Origin of the sequence: Spirillospora sp. NPDC052242, from assembly GCF_040679555.1 — a bacterium.
Taxonomy (GTDB): domain Bacteria; phylum Actinomycetota; class Actinomycetes; order Streptosporangiales; family Streptosporangiaceae; genus Spirillospora.
This window is the reverse complement of record NZ_JBFAUZ010000034.1, coordinates 62,544-79,761: the sequence shown is the minus strand read 5'-3', so window position 1 is coordinate 79,761 and position 17,218 is coordinate 62,544. Positions and strand designations below refer to the sequence as shown.

Genomic DNA, 17,218 nt, shown 5'->3' with positions numbered 1-17,218 from the left:
ATGACCTCTCCCACCTTCGAGTCCCCGCCGCCCGCCCCGCCCGGCGAACCGGACGACGTCCCGCTGCACACGCTGAAGATCCTGGTGGCGGGCGGGTTCGGGGTCGGCAAGACCACGCTCGTCGGGGCGGTCAGCGAGGTGCGCCCGCTGCGCACCGAGGAGACGCTCACCGACGCCTCCACCGGCGTGGACGACCTGCGCGGCGTGGAGGGCAAGACCACCACCACCGTCGCGATGGACTTCGGCCGCATCACCCTCTCCGGCGGCGTGCGGCTGTACCTGTTCGGCACGCCCGGGCAGGAGCGCTTCTGGTTCATGTGGGACCAGATCGCCTACGGCGCGGTGGGGGCGGTCGTGCTGGTCGACACCCGGCGGCTGGAGAGCAGCTTCTCCTCGATCGACTTCTTCGAGCAGCGCGAGATCCCGTTCGTGGTGGTCGCGAACCTGTTCGACGGCGCCGACCGCCATCCCGAGGCGGAGCTGCGGGAGGCGCTGGACGTCGATCCGGACGTGCCGGTCGTCGAGTGCGACGTGCGGGGCCGCGCGGCGGCGCGGGACGTCCTCGTCCGGCTCGTCGAGCACGCGATCCGCGCCCGACCATCGGATTCTCGCTAGCGGTATTGGCATTCTCATTTTCTGGAAGTAACGTATCCGTCGATGAACGACATCGTGCAGACCTCGTCCGGCATCCCGCTCCGCCCGGTCTACGGACCGGCGGACCGGGGCGCCGATCCGCCGGCGCCGGGGGAGTTCCCCTTCACGCGCGGCAACTACCCGTCCGGGTACCGCGGGCGGCTGTGGACGTTCCGGCAGTACTCGGGCTTCGGGACGGCGGAGGAGTCCAACCGCCGCTACCGGTACCTGCTGGACCAGGGCGGCACCGGCCTGTCGGTGGCGCTGGACCTGCCGACGCAGTGCGGTCACGACTCCGACGACCCCGAGGTGAGCGAGGAGGTCGGGCGGGTCGGCGTCGCCGTCGACACGCTGGCCGACGCCGAGATCCTGTTCGACGGCATCCCGCTCGACAAGATCAGCACCAGCTTCACCATCAACGGGACCGCCGCGATCCTGCTGGCCTTCTACGTGGCCGCCGCCGAGCGCAAGGGCGTGCCCCGGGAGAAGCTCACCGGGACGATCCAGAACGACATCCTCAAGGAGTACGCGTCCCGCGGCACGTGGATCTGGCCGCCCGAGCCGTCGCTGCGGCTGATCGCCGACACCATCGAGTTCTGCGCGGCCGAGGTGCCGAAGTTCAACGCGATCTCGGTGGCGGGCGCGCACTTCCGCGACGCCGGCGCGAACGCCGTCCAGGAGATGGCGTTCACGCTCGCCGACGGGGTCACCTACTGCGACACCGTGCTGGAACGCGGCCGGATGTCGATCGAGAAGTTCGCCCCGCAGATCTCGTTCTTCTTCTACACGCACGGCGACTTCTTCGAGGAGATCGCCAAGTACCGGGCGGGACGGCGGCGCTGGGCGACGATCGTCCGGGAGCGGTACGGCGCGACGACCGACAAGGCGTCGATGTTCCGCTTCGGCTGCGTCGCGGGCGGCGCGTCGCTGTACGCGCCGCAGGCCCGCAACAACGTCGTCCGGGTCGCCTACGAGGCGATGGCCTCGGTGCTCGGCGGCGTCCAGTCGATGTTCACCGCCGCCTGGGACGAGCCGTTCGCGCTGCCCAGCGAGGAGTCGGCGACGCTCGCGCTGCGCACCCAGCAGATCCTCGCGCACGAGACCGGCGTCACCCGCGTCGCCGACCCGCTCGGCGGCTCCTACTTCGTCGAGGCGCTCACCGACGAGACCGAGGCGCGGATCGTCGAGATCATGGACGACCTCGAGCGGCACGGCGGCATGGTCCGCGCCATCGAGGACGGCTACCTGCAGGGGCTCATCGCCGACGAGGCGTACGCGCTGCACCAGGAGATCGAGGCGGGCACGAAGCCGGTCGTCGGGGTGAACCGGTTCGTCTCCGACGAGCCGCCGCCCGAGCTCGCGACCTACGAACTGGACCGGGAGGGCCGCGAGCGGCAGCTCGAACGGCTCGCGAAGGTCAAGGCCGACCGCGACGACGCGGCCGTCCGCGCCCGGCTCGCCGACCTGTCCCGCGCGGCGGAGGGCGACGCCAACCTCATGCATCCCCTGATCGACTGCGCCGCCGCGTACTGCACGGTCGGCGAGATGGTCGCCGCGCTCAAGGCGGTGTGGGGCGAGTTCCGGCAACCGGTGGTGTTCTGATGCCCGCGAGAGTACTGGTGGCCAAGCCCGGCCTGGACGGCCACGACCGGGGCGCCAAGATCGTCGCGCGGGCGCTGCGCGACGCCGGCTTCGAGGTCGTCTTCACCGGCATCCGGCAGCGCGTCGAGGACATCGTCGCGATCGCCGTGCAGGAGGACGTCGCCGTCGTCGGGCTGAGCATCCTGTCCGGGGCGCACGTCGCGCTGACCGGCCGCACCGTCGCGGCCCTGCGGGAGGCCGACGCGGGCGACATCGCCGTCATCGTCGGCGGGACGATCCCGGCGGCCGACGTCCCGAAGCTGACCGACGCGGGCGCGGCCGCCGTCTTCCCGACCGGCACCGCCCTCGACGCGATCGTCGCGCAGGTCCGCGCGCTCACCGCGACGCCGGCCTGACCGGCCGGGGCCGACCTCGGCCGAACGAGCAGATTTCACAGACGTAGGAGGCATTGTGCGGGTCGGCGTGATGATCGGGCCGGAGCGGGGCGACTCGGCCAAGAAGGTCGGGCGGATGATCGACGACGTCCTGTGGGCCGAGGAGGCCGGGCTGGACACCGCCTGGATCCCGCAGGTCCCGACGGACTTCGACGCCCTGGTCGCCGCGTCCCTGATGGGCGCGCGCACCCGGCGGATCGAGCTCGGGACCGCGGTCGTCCCGCTCCAGGCGCAGCACCCGATCGCGCTGGCCCGGCAGGCGCTGTCGGCGCAGGCCGCCGCGGGCGGGCGGCTCACGCTCGGCGTCGGCCCGTCGCACCACTGGATCATCAGCGACATGCTCGGGCTGCCGTACGAGAAGCCCGCCGCGTACACCCGCGACTACCTGGACGTCCTGGACGCCGCCCTACGCGGCCCCGGCGACGTCGACGTCGAGAACGACACGTTCACCGTGCACAACCCGCTCGGCATCGGGCCCGTCGCGCGGATGCCGGTCATGCTCGCGGCGCTCGGCCCGGTCATGCTGCGCATCGCGGGCGAGCGCGCCGACGGGACCGTGCTGTGGATGGCGGACGAGCGCGCGGTCGCCGAGCACGTCGCGCCCCGCATCACCAAGGCGGCCGAGGAGGCGGGACGGCCCGCGCCGCGGATCGTCGCGGGCGTCCCGGTGTGCCTGTGCGCGCCGTCCGAGGTCGACGCGGCCCGCGAGCGCGCCAACCGCATCCTCGGGGAGGCGGAGATCTCCCCGAACTACCAGCGGCTCCTGGACTACGGCGACGCGAAGGACGTCGGGGACCTGTGCGCGGCGGGCGACGAGGAGGCCATCGCGGCGCGGTTCCGGCGGTTCCGCGACGCGGGCGTCACCGACCTGTCGGTGCGGCTGCTGCCGATCGGCGAGGGGCGCGAGCAGCTGGTGGCGTCCAAGCGCCGGACCCGCGAGGTGCTCGCCGGGATCGCGGCGGACCTGCGATGACCACCGCTCCGGGGGCGGGGCCGCTGGCGGGGATCCGCGTCCTGGAGGTCGGCCACATGCTGGCCGGCCCGTACGCGACGATGATGCTCGCCGACCTCGGCGCCGACGTCGTCAAGCTGGAGCCGCCGGGCGGCGACATCTCCCGGCAGGTGAGCGACGCCTACTTCGCGAGCCTCAACCGGGGCAAGCGCAGCGTCCGGCTCGACCTCGGCACCGAGGCGGGGCAGGCGCGGCTGGGCGAACTCGCCGCGGACGCGCACGCGCTGCTGGTCAACCTGAAGCCGTCGGCGATCCGCAAGTACGGGCTGACGTACGAGGCGCTGCGGCGGTGGAACGAGCGGATCGTCTGCGTCGCGGTCACCGGGTTCGGCCTGGACGCCGGGGACGACCCCGCGTTCGACTACGTGATCCAGGCGGCCACCGGCATCGCGGCGCTGACCGGCGATCCGGACGGGCCGCCGACGCTGCCAGGGTACTCCTCGGCCGACAACTCGGCGGGGCTGACGGCGGCGCTCGGCCTGCTCGCCCAGATCGTCTCGGGGCGCGGCGGGCAGGTGGAGGTGTCGCTGCGCGACGTGATGCTGTCGCAGCTCAACTACCGGGCCTCGGCGTACCTCAACGAGGGCGTCGAGCCGCGGCGGCTGGCCAACGGCGCGCACTCCTACTACGTCCCGGCGCAGCTCTTCCCGACGGCGGAGGGCCACCTGGCGCTGTTCATCACCCACGACGCGTTCTGGCGGTCGTTCTCGGCGGAGGCCGGGATCGCGGGCTTCGCGACGATGGGGGAGCGGGCGGTGCGGCGCGAGGAGGTCCTGAAGGCGGTCACCGAGGCGCTGGCGGCCGACACGGCCGCCGGGTGGGAGGCGCGGCTGCGCCCGCTGGGCGTCCCGGCGGCGGCGGTGCGGACGCTCCCGGAGGCGCTCGCCGCGACCCCCGAGGCGATCGTGACGGCGGGCGGCTTCCGGCTCGTCCGCTGCCCGGTCCGCGTCGCGGGCCACGAACCGGAGCACCGGCCGCCGCCCCGGCTGGGCGAGCACGGCGGGACGCTCTAACATTATGAGAATGCAATTCTCTTCAGTTGGACGGGAGACTCTCAATGTCGTCCCCTGACCCGCGCTCTCCGGACGCCGGAGAGCGGATCGCGCTCGTCTTCGCCGACCCCGAGTCCGGCGAGGGCGACCGCGAGTACAGCGTGGAACGGCTGGACGCGCTGGCGAACGGCCTCGCCGCCGCCCTCGCGGAGCGTGGCGTGCGGGCCGGGCAGCGGGTGGCGCTGATGTCGTCCAACCGCCCCGAGTTCGTCGTCGCGGTCCGCGCCGTGTGGAAGCTCGGCGCGGCGGTCGTCCTGCTCAGCCCGGCGTGGAAGCGCACCGAGGTCGCGCACGCCCTGGAGATCACCGAGCCCGCGCACGCGGTCGGCGACCACCCGGTGCTCGCCGGGCTGATGCCGATGCTGCACCTCGACGAGCCCGTCGAACCCGCCGCGGCCGCCTACAAGGACCCCGACCCGGACGCGGACGCCGTCCTCGTGTTCAGCTCCGGCACCACCGGCATGCCGAAGGCCGTCCGGCACACGCACGGCTCGTTCGCCGCGGCCGTCCGGCACTGGCGGGACGCCCTCGCGCTGACCGCCCGCGACCGCATCCAGATCACGACGCCGCCCTCGCACATCCTCGGCCTGCTCAACATCGTCACCGCCCTGGACGCGGGCGCGTGGCTGCGGCTGCACCGCCGGTTCGACCTCGACCGGATGCTCCACCACATCCAGGCGGACCGCATCACCGTCGAGATGGCCGTCGCGCCCATCGCGCTGGCGCTCGCGAACCATCCCGACCTCGAGTCCTACGACCTGTCGTCGCTGCGGTTCATCATGTGGGGCGCGACGCCGGTCACGCCGAGCGTCGCCGAGACCGTCACCCGGCGGACGGGCGTCGGCTGGGTGCCCGCCTACGGGGCCAGCGAGCTGCCCGTCATCACCTGCAACCCGCTCGACGGCGCGCGGCTGGACAGCGCGGGCCGCGCCGTGCCCGGCGTGACGCTGCGGACGGTGTCGCTGGAGACCGGCGAGCCCCTCGGCCCCGGCGAGGTCGGCGAGATCCAGGCGCGCGCCGAGTCGCTGATGGCGGGCTACCTGCCGGACGAGGCGACGGCCGAGGGCTTCGCCGACGGCTGGTACCGCACCGGCGACGTCGGGCGCATCGACGCGGACGGCTGGCTGACGCTCACCGACCGGTCCAAGGAAATGATCAAGGTGCGGGGGTTCCAGGTCGCGCCCGCCGAGATCGAGGGCGTCCTGCACGGCCACCCCGGCGTCGCGGACTGCGCCGTCTTCGGCGTGCCCGACGAGGCCGACGGCGAGGCGATCGTCGCGGCCGTCACGCCACAGGGCCCGCCGCTCGACCACGCGGACCTGATCGCGTACGTCGGCGAGCGGCTCGCCGGCTACAAGCGCCCGCGCCGCGTCGTGGTCGTGCCCGAGATCCCCCGCCTGCCCTCCGGCAAGGTGCTGCGCCGAGTACTCAAGGAGCGTCATGGACGCGCGACTGACCACTGAACAGCGCGAGCTGCGGGACGCGGCCGCGCGGCTCGCCGCCGACCTCGGCCCCGGGTCCGTCCAGGACCTCGCCGACGCCGACCGCGCCGCCCGGCTGGAGAAGGCGGTCGCCGCGACCGGCTGGCGGACCCTGCGCTCCGACGGCGCGTCGGGCGTGGAGGTCGCGATCGTCGCCGAGGAGTTCGCCCGCGGGCTGGTCGACGTCCCGTTCGCCGGGCCCGTCCTGGCCGACGACCTGCGGCCGCACGCCGACGCCGGGGACGCCTGCACGATCGCCGTGGACGTCGCGGCCGGGAGCGCCGCCGGGACGGTCGAGGCCGTGGACGCGGCGGGCGCCGAACGGGCCCTCGCCGTCCGGGACGGCCGGATCCTCGCCGGTCCCGTCGGCGCGGCGCTCCCGCAGACCGACCTGACCCGGCGCGCCGCGGAGGTCGGCGCGCTCGAACCCGCGGGCGAGCTGGACCCGGACGCCGCCGGGCGGCGGCTCGCGCTGGCGCTCGCCGTCACGTCCGCCGACCTCGTCGGCGCGGCCCGCGGCGCGCTGGCGCTCGCGGTCGAGTACGCCGGGGTCCGCGAGCAGTACGGGAAGGCGATCGGGTCCTACCAGGCCGTCGCGCACCCGCTCGCCGAGGGGCTCGCGCTGATCGAGGGCTCGGTGAGCGTCCTGCGGCACGCGGCCTGGGCCGTCGACGAGCTGACCGCGGACGAGGCGCTGCGGGCCGCCCGGATCGCGAAGGTCTACTGCGCGCGGGCCGCGCGGACGGTCTGCGAGACGGCGGTGCAGGTGCACGGCGGCATCGGCAACACCTGGGAGTGCCTCGCGCACGTGTACCTGCGGCGGGCGCTGACGTCCACCGAGCTGTTCCCCGCGCGACTGGAGGAGATCGACCTTGGACTTTCGTGACTCGCCGGAGGAGGCGGCGTTCCGCGCCCGCCTGCGCGACTGGCTAGCCGAACGCGCCGGGACGTTCCCGACGTCGGGGGACGAGTACTGGCGGCGGGCGGGCGAATGGCACCGGACGCTGTACGCGGCCGGGTTCTTCGGCCTGTCGTGGCCGAAGGAGTACGGCGGCCACGAGCTGCCGTCCGTCTACGACGTGATCCTGGACGAGGAGCTCGCCCGCGCGGGGGCCCCGCCCCGGCCGAGCCTCGGCTACCTCGTGCAGGGTCTCGGCCGGCACGGGAGCGAGGAGCTGCGGCGCTCGTTCCTGCCCGGGATGATCGACGGGACCGAGCGCTGGTGCCAGGGCTTCAGCGAGCCCGGCGCCGGGTCGGACCTCGCGTCCCTCACCACCACCGCGACCCGGGACGGCGACGAGTTCGTCATCCACGGGCACAAGATCTGGACGAGCTACTCCGACGTCGCCGACTGGTGCCTGCTGCTGGCCCGCACGGACCCGGACGTCCCGCGCCACAAGGGGCTGTCGGGGTTCATCGTGTCGATGAAGCAGCCCGGCATCGAGCAGCGGCCGCTGACGATGATGAGCGGCGTCAGCACCGAGTTCGGCCAGGTCGTCTTCGACGGGGCGCGGGTGCCCGCGGACCGCATGGTGGGGGCGCCCGGCGAGGGCTGGGCGCTGGCGATGACGATCGTCGGGCACGAGCGCGAGCCCGCCGAGCTCGGCTTCTCGGCCCGGTACGGCAAGCTCGTCCGCGAACTGGCGTCCCGCGTGGACGGCGACGCGCCGGACGGCACGGCGCCGGACGGCGCGGGGCTCGACCGCACGGCGCGGGACGAGCTCGCGTGGGCCGCCGTCCAGACGGAGATGCTGCGGCTGCACGTCCGGCGGCGGCTGTCGGAACGGCTCGACGGCGTCTCGCACGGCCCCGAGGGGTCCCTCGACAAGCTGCTCATGACGTGGGTCGAGCAGTCGGCCGGGCACGCGGCGCTGGCCGTCGCCGGCACCCGCGACGCCGAGATGCTGCACGCCTACCTGTACAGCCGAGCCCAGAGCGTCATGGGCGGCACCTCGCAGATCCAGAAGAACATCATCGCCCAGCGCATCCTGCGCCTGCCCGTCTGACCCGCCCGTCTGAAGCCGAGGAGGCCCCATGTACGACATGCCGGACGAGATCGAGGTCACCGCCGACGGCCCGGTGCGGATCATCACGCTGAACCGCCCGGACGCGCTCAACGCCGTCAACGACCCGCTGCACGCGGGGCTGGCGCGGCTGTGGCCGCGGCTCGCCGCGGACCGCGGCGCCCGCGCGGCCGTCCTGACCGGGCGCGGCAAGGCGTTCTCGGCGGGCGGCGACTTCGCCTACCTGGAGGAGCTGCGCGGCGACCCCGAGCTGCGCGCCAAGTCGCTCGCGGACGGCCGCGACATCGTCCTCGGCATGGCGCGCTGCCGGGTGCCGGTCGTCGCGGCGGTCAACGGCCCGGCCGTGGGCCTCGGATGCAGCCTGGTCGCGCTCAGCGACGTCGTCTACTTCGCGGAGAAGGCGCACCTCGCCGACCCGCACGTGCAGGTCGGGCTGGTCGCGGCGGACGGCGGCCCGCTGACGTGGCCGCTGCACACCAGCCTGCTGTTCGCCAAGGAGTACGCGATCACCGGCGCGCGCATCCCCGCGCGGCGCGCTCTGGAGATGGGGCTCGCGAACCACGTCGTCGAGGATCCGCTCACCGAGGCGCTGGCGTGCGCGAAGCGGATCGCCGGCCTGCCGCAGTTGGCGGTGGAGAGCACCAAGCGCATCCTGAACATCCAGCTCGAGCGGACCGTGCTCGCGACCCTCGACTTCGCGCTGAACGCCGAGGACCAGTCCTTCCAGACGGACGACTTCGCGGCGAGCATGGCGCGGCTCGCCAAGAACGCGAAATGACGTGCATGACGTGAAATGACGAGGCCCCGGGAGCCGCGGCTCCCGGGGCCTCACGACGGGCTCACTTCGGGGGGAACCGCAGAGCGCCGTCGAGCCGGATGACCTCGCCGTTGAGGTAGTCGTTCTCGCAGATGTGCTCGACGAGCGCCGCGTACTCCGGGCTCTGCCCCATGCGGCGCGGGTGCGGCACCTGCGGACCCCAGTACGCCTCGAGCTTGTCGCCGGCCTTGCCGTACGCGGGGGTGTTGAAGGTGCCGGGCGCGATGGTGACCACGCGGATCCCGAGCGGGGACAGGTCGCGGGCGGCGACGAGCGTCATGCCGACCACCCCGCCCTTGGCGGCCGCGTACGGGAGCTGCCCGATCTGCCCCTCGTACGCGGCGATCGACGCGGTGTTGACGATGACGCCGCGCGAGCCGTCCACGGCCTCCTGGCGGCCCATCGCGGCGGCGGCGAGCCGCATCACGTTGAACACGCCGGTCAGGTACACGTCGACGGTCTTGCGGAAGCCCGCGAGGTCGAGGGGGGAGCCGTCCCGGCCGACGAGCCGCCCGCCGGTCGCCGGGCCGCCGTGGCAGTCGACGGAGACGCGCAGCGGGGCCGCGTCCGCGGCGGCGGCGATCGCGGCCTCGACGTCGGCCTCCTCGGTGGCGTCGGTCCGCACGTACCGGACGCCCAGTTCGGCCTCGAGGGCCTTGCCCTTCTCGTCGGCGAGGTCGGCGACGACGACCTTCGCGCCGGCCGCGTGCAGGCGGCGCACGGTGGCCTCGCCGAGGCCGCCCGCGCCGCCGACCACGACCGCGGAGCTCCCGCTGATCTGCATCGGTGTCCCCTCTCTTGCTAATACGGATCTACCTGAGCGAGAATAGCATTCTCATGAACATTGCGATGATCCTCGAAATGGCGGTCTCGGCGGGTGATCGGGTGGCCGTGTCGGCGGGCGACGGGGCGGCGGGCGGCCGCTCCTGCACCGCCTCCGAGCTCCTGAGCCTCGCCCATTCCGCGGCGCATCGGTTCCGCGAGTACCCCGCGGTCCTCTACCTCGGCACCAACCACCTCGCCTACCCCGTCGCGCTGTTCGGCGCGGCGCTGGCGGGCGTCCCGTTCGTCCCCCTCAACTACCGGCTCGGCGAGGAGCAGCTCCAGGGGCTGCGCGACCGGCACCCCGGCGCCCTCGTGCTGGGCCCCGACGACCTCGACGGCCTCCTCGACGCCGCGGACCCGCCCGCCGGCGCGGAACTCGGGGAGATGCCGGACGGCGACGAGGTCGCCGTGCTCCTCTACACCAGCGGGACGACCTCGGCGCCGAAGTCGGCGATTCTGCGGCACCGGCACCTGCTGGCCTACGTGATGAACACCCTCGAGTTCGCGTCCGCCGGGGAGGAGGACGCGGCGCTCGTCGCCGTCCCGCCGTACCACATCGCGGGGCTGGCCAACCTGCTCACGAACATCTACACCGGCCGCCGCGTCGTCTACATGGCGCGGTTCGACGCGGCCGAGTGGCTCGCGACCGTCCGGCGCGAGGGCGTGACGCACGCCCTCGTCGTCCCGACGATGCTCGCCCGGATCGTCGCCGAGGTGGACGGCGACGACGCGGGGACGCCGACGCTGCGCACCCTCGCCTACGGGGGCGCGCGGACGCCGCGGCCCGTCCTCGAACGGGCCCTGCGGGTCTTCTCCGGCACCGGGTTCGTCAACGCCTACGGGCTGACGGAGACGGCGTCCTCGGTCGCGGTCCTCGGGCCGAACGACCACCGCAAGGCGCTCGCCTCGGACGACCCCGCGGTGCGGGCGCGGCTGGAGTCGGTCGGCCGGGCCGTGCCGGGCGTGGAGTTCCAGATCCGCCGCGACGACGGCGAGCCCGCGGCGCCCGGCGAGACCGGGCTGGTGTTCGTCCGCGGCGACCAGATCTCCGGCGAGTACGGCGGCGGCACGGTGCTCGACGCCGGCGGCTGGTTCGCCACCCGCGACCGGGGCCGGCTCGACGACGGCGGCTACCTGTTCATCGAGGGCCGCGCCGACGACACCATCATCCGAGGCGGCGAGAACATCGCCCCCGCCGAGATCGAGGACGTCCTGCTCGGCCACCCGGGGATCACCGAGGTCGCCGTCATCGGCCCGCCCGACCCCGAGTGGGGGCAGCGGATCGTCGCGGTCGTCGTCGGCGAGGGCGACCCCGAGGAGATCCGGCGGTGGGCGAGGGAGCGGCTGCGCTCGTCCAAGACGCCCGACGCGATCGTCTTCCGCGCGGAACTGCCGAAGACCGACACCGGAAAGATCCTCCGCCGCACCCTGCTGGCCGACCTGGAGTCCGCACATGCCTGAGACCGCCCCCGAAGCCGTCATCGTGTCCGCGCTGCGCACGCCCATCGGCACCGCGTTCAAGGGGACCCTGCGCGACACCACCGCCTTCGACCTGGCCCACCACGTCGTCTCGCACGCGGCGTCCGGCCTGGACCCCGAGGTCATCGACGACGTGATCCTCGCCGAGGGCCTCTACGGCGGCGGCGTCGTGGCCCGGCACGCCGCGCTGACCGCCGGGCTCACCGACGTCCCCGGCCTCGCCCAGAACCGGCACTGCGCCGCCGGGCAGGCCGCCGTGCAGAGCGCCGCCGCGAGCGTCCGCGCCGGGATGGACGACCTGATCATCGCGGGCGGCGTGAACTCGGCGTCGACCGCGCCGAAGTCGTCCTTCCGGGTGGACGGCGAGTGGACCGACTGGTTCCCGCCCACCCACCCCGACCGTCCGGACGCCCCCAACCGCGACATGTCGATCACCGTCGGCTGGAACGCGGCCGTCGAGGCGGGCGTGTCCCGGGAGGAGATGGACGCCTGGGCGCTGCGCTCGCACCGCAACGCCGTCCGCGCCATCGACGAGGGACGGTTCGACGCGGAGATCGTCCCGATCGACACGCCGCACGGGACGTTCGCCGTCGACGAGCACCCGCGCCGCGACACCACGCTCGAGAAGCTCGCCGCGCTGAAGCCGCTGCACCCCGAGATCGAGGGATTCAGCATCACCGCGGGCAACGCCTGCGGCGCCAACGACGGCGCCGCGGCGCTCGTCGTCGCGGGCGGCCGGTTCGCCCGCCAGCACGGGCTGCCCGCGCTGGCGACCGTCCGGTCGTGGGCGTCCGTCGGCGTCGACCCCCGCGTCACCGGGCTCGCGCCGGTGAAGGCGATCCCGAAGGCGCTGGCCCGCGCCGGGATGAAGCCCGCGGACGTCGACGTGTTCGAGATCAACGAGGCGTTCGCGGCGATGTGCGTCGCGACCGTCGGCCGGCTCGGGCTCGACCCGGACCGGGTCAACGTCAACGGCAGCGGCTGCTCGCTCGGCCACCCGGTCGCCGCGACCGGTGCCCGGATGCTGGTCACGCTGGTGCACGAGCTGCGCCGCCGGGGCGGCGGCGTCGGCGTCGCCGCGATGTGCGCGGGCGGCGGCATGGGCTCGGCCACCGTGATCGAGGTCCCCGCCCCGTGACGGACGCCCCGGTGACGGGCGCGCCCGTGACGGACGTCCCCGGGCTGCTCGCCGCGGCCCGCCGCGGGTCGCCCCGCGCGGCGGGCCGGCTGCTGAGCCTCGTCGAGGGGGAGCGCCGCGACGAGGTCCTCGCCGCCCTCGACGGCCCGCCCGGCGCGCCGCCCGGCGCGGCCTCCGACTCGGCCCCCGCTCCCGCCTCCGGGGCGGGGGCCGCCCGGGTCGTCGGCCTGACCGGGCCGCCCGGCGCGGGCAAGTCGACGACCGTCGCCGCGCTCGTCGGGGCCTACCGGGAGCGCGGGCTGCGGGTCGCGGTGCTCGCGGTCGACCCGTCGTCCCCGTACAGCGGCGGCGCGCTGCTCGGCGACCGGATCCGGATGGCCGCGCACACCACCGACCCCGGCGTGCTCATCCGCTCGCTGGCGACGCGCGGCCACCTCGGCGGCCTGGCCGCCGCGGTGCCCGCCGCCGTCCGGCTGCTGGGCGCGCTGGCGTTCGACCTGGTCCTGGTGGAGACGGTCGGCGTCGGGCAGTCCGAGATCGAGGTCGCCGCCGTCGCCGACCCCACCGTCGTCGTCCTGACGCCCGGGGCGGGCGACGCCGTCCAGGCGGCGAAGGCGGGACTCCTGGAGGTCGCCGACCTGCTGGTCGTCAACAAGGCCGACCGGGACGGCGCCGCGCGCACCGTCCGCGATCTGCGGATCGAGACGGGCGCCCCGGTGCTCACCCTCGTGGCGACCGAGGGGACGGGCCTGCCCGAGCTGGTCGAGGCGATCGACGCCCATCACCGCGCCGACACCGCGGAGCGGCGGACGTCCCGCGCGCACGCGCAGATCCTCTCGCTGGCCCACACGCGCCTGCGCGCCCATCCCGAGCTCGCCCGGCTCGCCGCCGCCGTCGCCGACGGCCGCCACGACGCCTACACGGCGGCGGACCTGCTCCTCCGCCGGTCCCGCGAGCCCGGCGGGCCGGCGGAGGAGCAGGAGTTCGGGTAGCCGACGGGCGCGGCTCCTCGGCCGCGCCCATGGGCGGGCTCCCTCAGGCGCGCTCCTTCAAGCGCAGGAGGGCCTCCTGCGCGTAGGAGGCGACGAGGGAGCCGTCCGCGGTGAGGAGGTCGCCGCGGCCGAAGCAGCGGCCGTGCGCCAGGATCGGGCTGTGCTGGCGCAGCAGCAGCCAGTCGTCGGTGCGGAACGGGCGGTGGAACCACACGCTGTGCGAGGTGACGGCCGACGTGAACGCCGTCCCCGCGTCGTTCTGGGAGACGCCGTCGAGCGGGCGCAGCGCCGTGCCGATGAGCGTGAGGTCGGTGGCGTAGGCGGCCAGCGCCGGCGCCAGCTCCGCGCCGACGGCCGGCGTGCGCATCCACAGTTCGTACTCGGGCGGCCCGGCGGCCGCGGCGTCCAGCTCCGCGGTCGAGCGGGTGTCCCACGGCAGCAGGTCGAGCTTCACCCCGTGCTCGGCGCCGGGGACGGGCGGGACCCCGGGGACGGACTGGTGGTCGGCGCCGTCCTCCCCGGCGTGCAGCGACACCGACGCGGTGGCGATCACGCCGGGTTCCTGCCGCGCCGTGACCGTCACGGTGGCGAACGTCCCGCCCTCGTGGTGCCGCTCGACCTCGTACCGGACGGGTTCGTCCGAGCGGCCCGCGCGGGGGAACAGCGCGTGCAGGGACTTGACGGCCTTGTCCGGGCAGACGGCGGTGGCCGCCCGGACGAACTGGGCGAGGAGCTGGCCGCCGAACAGCCGGTGGTAGGTCAGCCGCTGGTTGCGTCCGGTCAGCTGTGCGGTGGCGGAGCGCGCGCCCGCGGCGCCGGAGTCGCCTTCCGGAACGGGGCCGGAGCCCTCCAGTTCCAGGCAGGCGAGGAGGTCGCTCCACGGATCGGTCACGGAAGTGGGCATGCCACTAGTGTAAATCACGTGACCGATCTATGAGAATGCTATTCTCATCTGCGTCTCACGCGGCGGCGGCGAACCCCGTGGAGCAGAACTCCCACAGCTCCTCGGCCGTGATCGGGTGGGCGTCCTCGTCGACCGGAGCCCCGTGCGCGATGAACATGACCGTCTGCATCACCAGCGCCGCCGCGCGCCGCGGCTTGACGCCCGGCCGCAGCGCGCCCGCCGCCTCCACCTGCTCCAGCAGCTCGGTGAACAGCGCGAGCAGCGGCGCGTGCGCCGACTTCACCTCGGCCGGGTGGGACACCAGCAGCTGCGGGGCGAAGTCGGTGAACAGCGGACGCTGCGCCGCCGGGTCGGGCCGGGACAGCTCGTACAGCAGCTCCACGGCCACCTTGAGGCGGTCCATCGGGTCGGTCCGGCCGCCGGCGGCGGCGCGGATCTGGTCGGTCGACCGGCGCAGGGCGTCCTCGAACAGGGCGAGGAGCAGCTCGTGCTTGCCGTCGAAGTGCTGGTAGAAGCTGCGCAGCGACTGGCGGGAGCGGTCCACCACCTCCTGCACGGTGAAGTCGGTGCTGCCCTTCTCCGCGATGATCGCCTGCGCCGCGTCGAGGAAGCGCTCCACCCGCTGCTCTGCGCGCAGCCGCGCCGCCTTGGTCGACCGCTCGACCGCGCGGTCCTTCCAGGCCGGCCGGTGGCTCGGGGTGTCCGCCGTCGAATCCGTCTTCTGCACCATGTGTAGAACCTTACTGCACAGTATCGGCAGTCACCGGTACCGGCACCGCCCTACGGCGCGCACGGCAACGAGACTATGACTTCCCTAACTCAAGAGTGTCATAGGCGCACGCTCCGCGCCGCGTTACCGCTCACGGTTCCACGGGTCACAGTTCCACGAGCCGCCGCGCCGTCCCCTCCGCGCGCAGGATCCGCCCCGCCTCCCGGGTCAGCTCCCGGGAGCCGCCGAGCAGGCCGTCCAGGACGAGCGCGCGCCGCACGTGCCGGTGCAGTTCGTGCTCCGCGGTGAACCCGATCCCGCCGAGCACCTGCTGGCAGTGCCGGGCCGCCGTCAGCGCCGCCCGTCCGGCCGCGGCCTTGCCGAGCAGCGCCGCCAGGTCCGCGTCCGCCGGGTCGTGCGGGGCGGCCAGCGCCGCCTCCGCGCCCTCCAGCTCGACCAGCGTCTCGGCGAGCCGGTGCCGGACGGCCTGGAACGCGGCGATCGGACGGCCGAACTGCGCGCGGTCGAGCGCGTGCTCGCGCGCGAGGCGCAGCATCGCCCGTCCGGTCCCGACCAGCCACCAGCCGAGCGCCCGCCGGCCCGCGGCGAGCGGGACCGGAGCGCCGGCCGGGACGGAACGCAACGGCAGGTCGCCGTCGAGCACGTCCGCGTCCCGCTCCGCGGTCCCGCGCTCCCAGACGACCCACCGGCCGCCCGCGTACGGCAGCGGCGGCGGCGCGTCCCCGGCGGGACGCCCCGCCGCGTGCAGCACCCCGTCGTTCAGCACCACGTCGTTCAGCACCGCCGCGTGGGCCCCGGTCTCGCCGAGCAGCCCGAAGACGAGCGGGACGGCGACGTCCGGCACCGCGGCGAGCAGGTCGGGCCAGCCGAGCTCGGCGAGGGCCGTGTCGAGGCCGGGACCCGACGCCGCCGCCATCGTCTTGCGCAGCGCGTCGGCGAGCATCTCCCGCTCGGCCGCGTCCATCGCGGGGGACTCCGGCGCAGGGGGCTCCATGGTCATTCCTTCCCCAGGTCGAGGAGACGGCGGGCGATGATGTTGCGCTGGATCTCGGCGGTCCCGCCGTAGATGGTGGCGGCCCGCGAGTACAGGTACTCCGAGCGCCACGGCGTCCCGTCCAGCTCGAGCACCCCCGGCAGCAGGTCCCGGGCGGTGTCGAACAGCCGCTGCTCGGCGGTGGCCAGCAGCACCTTGTCGACCGAGGTCTCCGGGCCGAGCCGCGCCCCGCCGGCGAGCCGCCGCTGCGTGGCGTGCGACCGGCAGCGGACGGTGTGCAGCGCGAGGTACGCGGCGCCGAGCGCGGCGTCGTCGCCCTCACCGGCCTCGGCGCTCTCGTCCACGAGCCGGTCCAGCCGCGAGTACAGGTGCGCGACGCGGTGCCAGAAGCAGGTCGAGCGCTCGTGGGGCAGCAGGTCCATCGCCAGCCGCCACCCGTCGCCCGGACGGCCCAGCATGCGGTCGCCGGGGACGACGACGTCGTCGAAGAACACCTCGGCGAACTCGTCGACGCCGTGCATCGTGCGCAGCGGCCGGACGGTGATGCCGGGGGAGTCCATGTCGAGGAAGAACGCCGTGATCCCGGCGTGGCCGGGCGCGGTGCGGGTGAGCAGCACGCACCGCGCCGCGAACTGGGCGAGGCTCGTCCACACCTTCTGCCCGTTGATCACCCAGTCGCCGCCGCGGGGCTCCGCCCGGGTCGACAGCGACGCGAGGTCGCTGCCGGACCCGGGCTCGGAGAACCCCTGGCACCACTGCTCGTCGCCGTTCAGCAGCCGCGGCACCATCTCGGCCGCCAGCGCGGGCGGCGCGTAGGAGATCATCGTCGGGGCGAGCACCTCGATCATCGAGTAGATCCCCGGCTCGGCGAGGCCGCGGGTCGCGACCTCCTCGCCGAGCACCGCGCGCAGCACGGCCGGCCCGCCGAGCCCGCCGACCTCGGCGGGCCAGCCGTACCGCATCCAACCCGCGTCGTAGAGCGCGCGCCGGACGCGGCCGAGGTGCGCGACCTGCCCGTCGAAGTCCAGGCCGGGCGCGGGGGACAGGTCGTTCGCGTCCAGCCACGCCCGCACCCCGGCCCGGAACTCCGCGACGTCCATG

Annotated in this window: 17 protein-coding genes; 12 read left to right on the top strand and 5 right to left on the bottom strand. The window is 74.5% G+C overall.

The annotated features are described in order from the left end of the window. From AB0L25_RS26390 to AB0L25_RS26350, 9 genes are read left to right on the top strand one after another with little or no spacing between them, the layout of a single operon-like run. Complete coding sequence (locus AB0L25_RS26390; RefSeq protein ID WP_500175369.1) at positions 1 to 615, top strand: GTP-binding protein; 615 nt, start codon at positions 1 to 3, stop codon at positions 613 to 615. A 42-nt stretch (positions 616 to 657) separates the two neighbouring features. Further along, entirely contained in the window at positions 658 to 2,235 is a 1,578-nt protein-coding gene (locus AB0L25_RS26385; RefSeq protein WP_500175368.1) for a methylmalonyl-CoA mutase family protein, read from the top strand. Then, the gene (locus AB0L25_RS26380) at positions 2,235 to 2,630 is read left to right on the top strand and encodes a cobalamin B12-binding domain-containing protein (RefSeq protein ID WP_500175367.1); all 396 of its coding nucleotides are present in this window, start codon (positions 2,235 to 2,237) and stop codon (positions 2,628 to 2,630) included. The genes AB0L25_RS26385 and AB0L25_RS26380 overlap by 1 nt, the downstream gene beginning before the upstream one ends. 55 nt (positions 2,631 to 2,685) lie before the next feature. Next, positions 2,686 to 3,642 carry an LLM class F420-dependent oxidoreductase gene (locus AB0L25_RS26375; RefSeq protein ID WP_500175366.1) on the top strand — a complete coding sequence of 319 codons (957 nt, stop codon included), beginning with the start codon at positions 2,686 to 2,688 and terminating at the stop codon, positions 3,640 to 3,642. After that, on the top strand, positions 3,639 to 4,694 hold the full coding sequence (locus tag AB0L25_RS26370; protein WP_500175365.1) for a CaiB/BaiF CoA transferase family protein: 1,056 nt from the start codon (positions 3,639 to 3,641) through the stop codon (positions 4,692 to 4,694). Before AB0L25_RS26375 ends, AB0L25_RS26370 begins: the two co-directional genes overlap by 4 nt. Before the next feature lie 44 nt (positions 4,695 to 4,738). Then, positions 4,739 to 6,196: a class I adenylate-forming enzyme family protein gene (locus AB0L25_RS26365; protein WP_500175364.1), complete on the top strand. Its 1,458-nt coding sequence runs from the start codon at positions 4,739 to 4,741 to the stop codon at positions 6,194 to 6,196. Continuing rightward, positions 6,174 to 7,100 carry an acyl-CoA dehydrogenase family protein gene (locus AB0L25_RS26360; protein ID WP_500175363.1) on the top strand — a complete coding sequence of 309 codons (927 nt, stop codon included), beginning with the start codon at positions 6,174 to 6,176 and terminating at the stop codon, positions 7,098 to 7,100. Before AB0L25_RS26365 ends, AB0L25_RS26360 begins: the two co-directional genes overlap by 23 nt. Next, positions 7,087 to 8,220 (top strand): acyl-CoA dehydrogenase family protein, encoded by a 1,134-nt coding sequence (locus tag AB0L25_RS26355; protein ID WP_500175362.1) that lies wholly within the window; start codon positions 7,087 to 7,089, stop codon positions 8,218 to 8,220. Before AB0L25_RS26360 ends, AB0L25_RS26355 begins: the two co-directional genes overlap by 14 nt. A gap of 28 nt (positions 8,221 to 8,248) precedes the next feature. After that, positions 8,249 to 9,016 (top strand): enoyl-CoA hydratase/isomerase family protein, encoded by a 768-nt coding sequence (locus AB0L25_RS26350; RefSeq protein WP_500175361.1) that lies wholly within the window; start codon positions 8,249 to 8,251, stop codon positions 9,014 to 9,016. A gap of 61 nt (positions 9,017 to 9,077) precedes the next feature. Here AB0L25_RS26350 and AB0L25_RS26345 read toward each other — a convergent pair whose 3' ends face one another. Next, entirely contained in the window at positions 9,078 to 9,839 is a 762-nt protein-coding gene (locus AB0L25_RS26345; protein ID WP_500175360.1) for an SDR family NAD(P)-dependent oxidoreductase, read from the bottom strand. Positions 9,840 to 9,892: 53 nt separating this feature from the next. Here AB0L25_RS26345 and AB0L25_RS26340 point away from each other — a divergent pair, with 53 nt between their 5' ends. From AB0L25_RS26340 to meaB, 3 genes are read left to right on the top strand one after another with little or no spacing between them, the layout of a single operon-like run. Next, positions 9,893 to 11,341 (top strand): class I adenylate-forming enzyme family protein, encoded by a 1,449-nt coding sequence (locus tag AB0L25_RS26340; protein ID WP_500175359.1) that lies wholly within the window; start codon positions 9,893 to 9,895, stop codon positions 11,339 to 11,341. Further along, a complete protein-coding gene (locus AB0L25_RS26335) occupies positions 11,334 to 12,497 on the top strand; it encodes a thiolase family protein (protein ID WP_500175358.1) in 1,164 nt (387 codons plus the stop codon). The genes AB0L25_RS26340 and AB0L25_RS26335 overlap by 8 nt, the downstream gene beginning before the upstream one ends. Continuing rightward, positions 12,494 to 13,489, top strand: a complete 996-nt coding sequence (gene meaB / locus AB0L25_RS26330) for a methylmalonyl Co-A mutase-associated GTPase MeaB (protein WP_500175357.1) — start codon at positions 12,494 to 12,496, stop codon at positions 13,487 to 13,489. The genes AB0L25_RS26335 and meaB overlap by 4 nt, the downstream gene beginning before the upstream one ends. 43 nt (positions 13,490 to 13,532) lie before the next feature. On the opposite strand, the gene AB0L25_RS26325 is transcribed toward meaB, so the two are convergent. The 4 genes from AB0L25_RS26325 to AB0L25_RS26310 form a co-directional block, all read right to left on the bottom strand. Next, positions 13,533 to 14,393, bottom strand: a complete 861-nt coding sequence (locus AB0L25_RS26325; RefSeq protein WP_500175356.1) for an acyl-CoA thioesterase — start codon at positions 14,391 to 14,393, stop codon at positions 13,533 to 13,535. A 55-nt stretch (positions 14,394 to 14,448) separates the two neighbouring features. Beyond that, positions 14,449 to 15,123, bottom strand: coding sequence for a TetR/AcrR family transcriptional regulator (locus AB0L25_RS26320; protein WP_500175355.1), 675 nt, complete (start codon positions 15,121 to 15,123; stop codon positions 14,449 to 14,451). A 145-nt stretch (positions 15,124 to 15,268) separates the two neighbouring features. Next, complete coding sequence (locus AB0L25_RS26315) at positions 15,269 to 16,117, bottom strand: acyl-CoA dehydrogenase family protein (RefSeq protein WP_500175354.1); 849 nt, start codon at positions 16,115 to 16,117, stop codon at positions 15,269 to 15,271. A gap of 2 nt (positions 16,118 to 16,119) precedes the next feature. After that, positions 16,120 to 17,217, bottom strand: coding sequence for an acyl-CoA dehydrogenase family protein (locus AB0L25_RS26310; RefSeq protein WP_500175353.1), 1,098 nt, complete (start codon positions 17,215 to 17,217; stop codon positions 16,120 to 16,122). Between the last annotated feature and the right edge of the window lies 1 nt (position 17,218).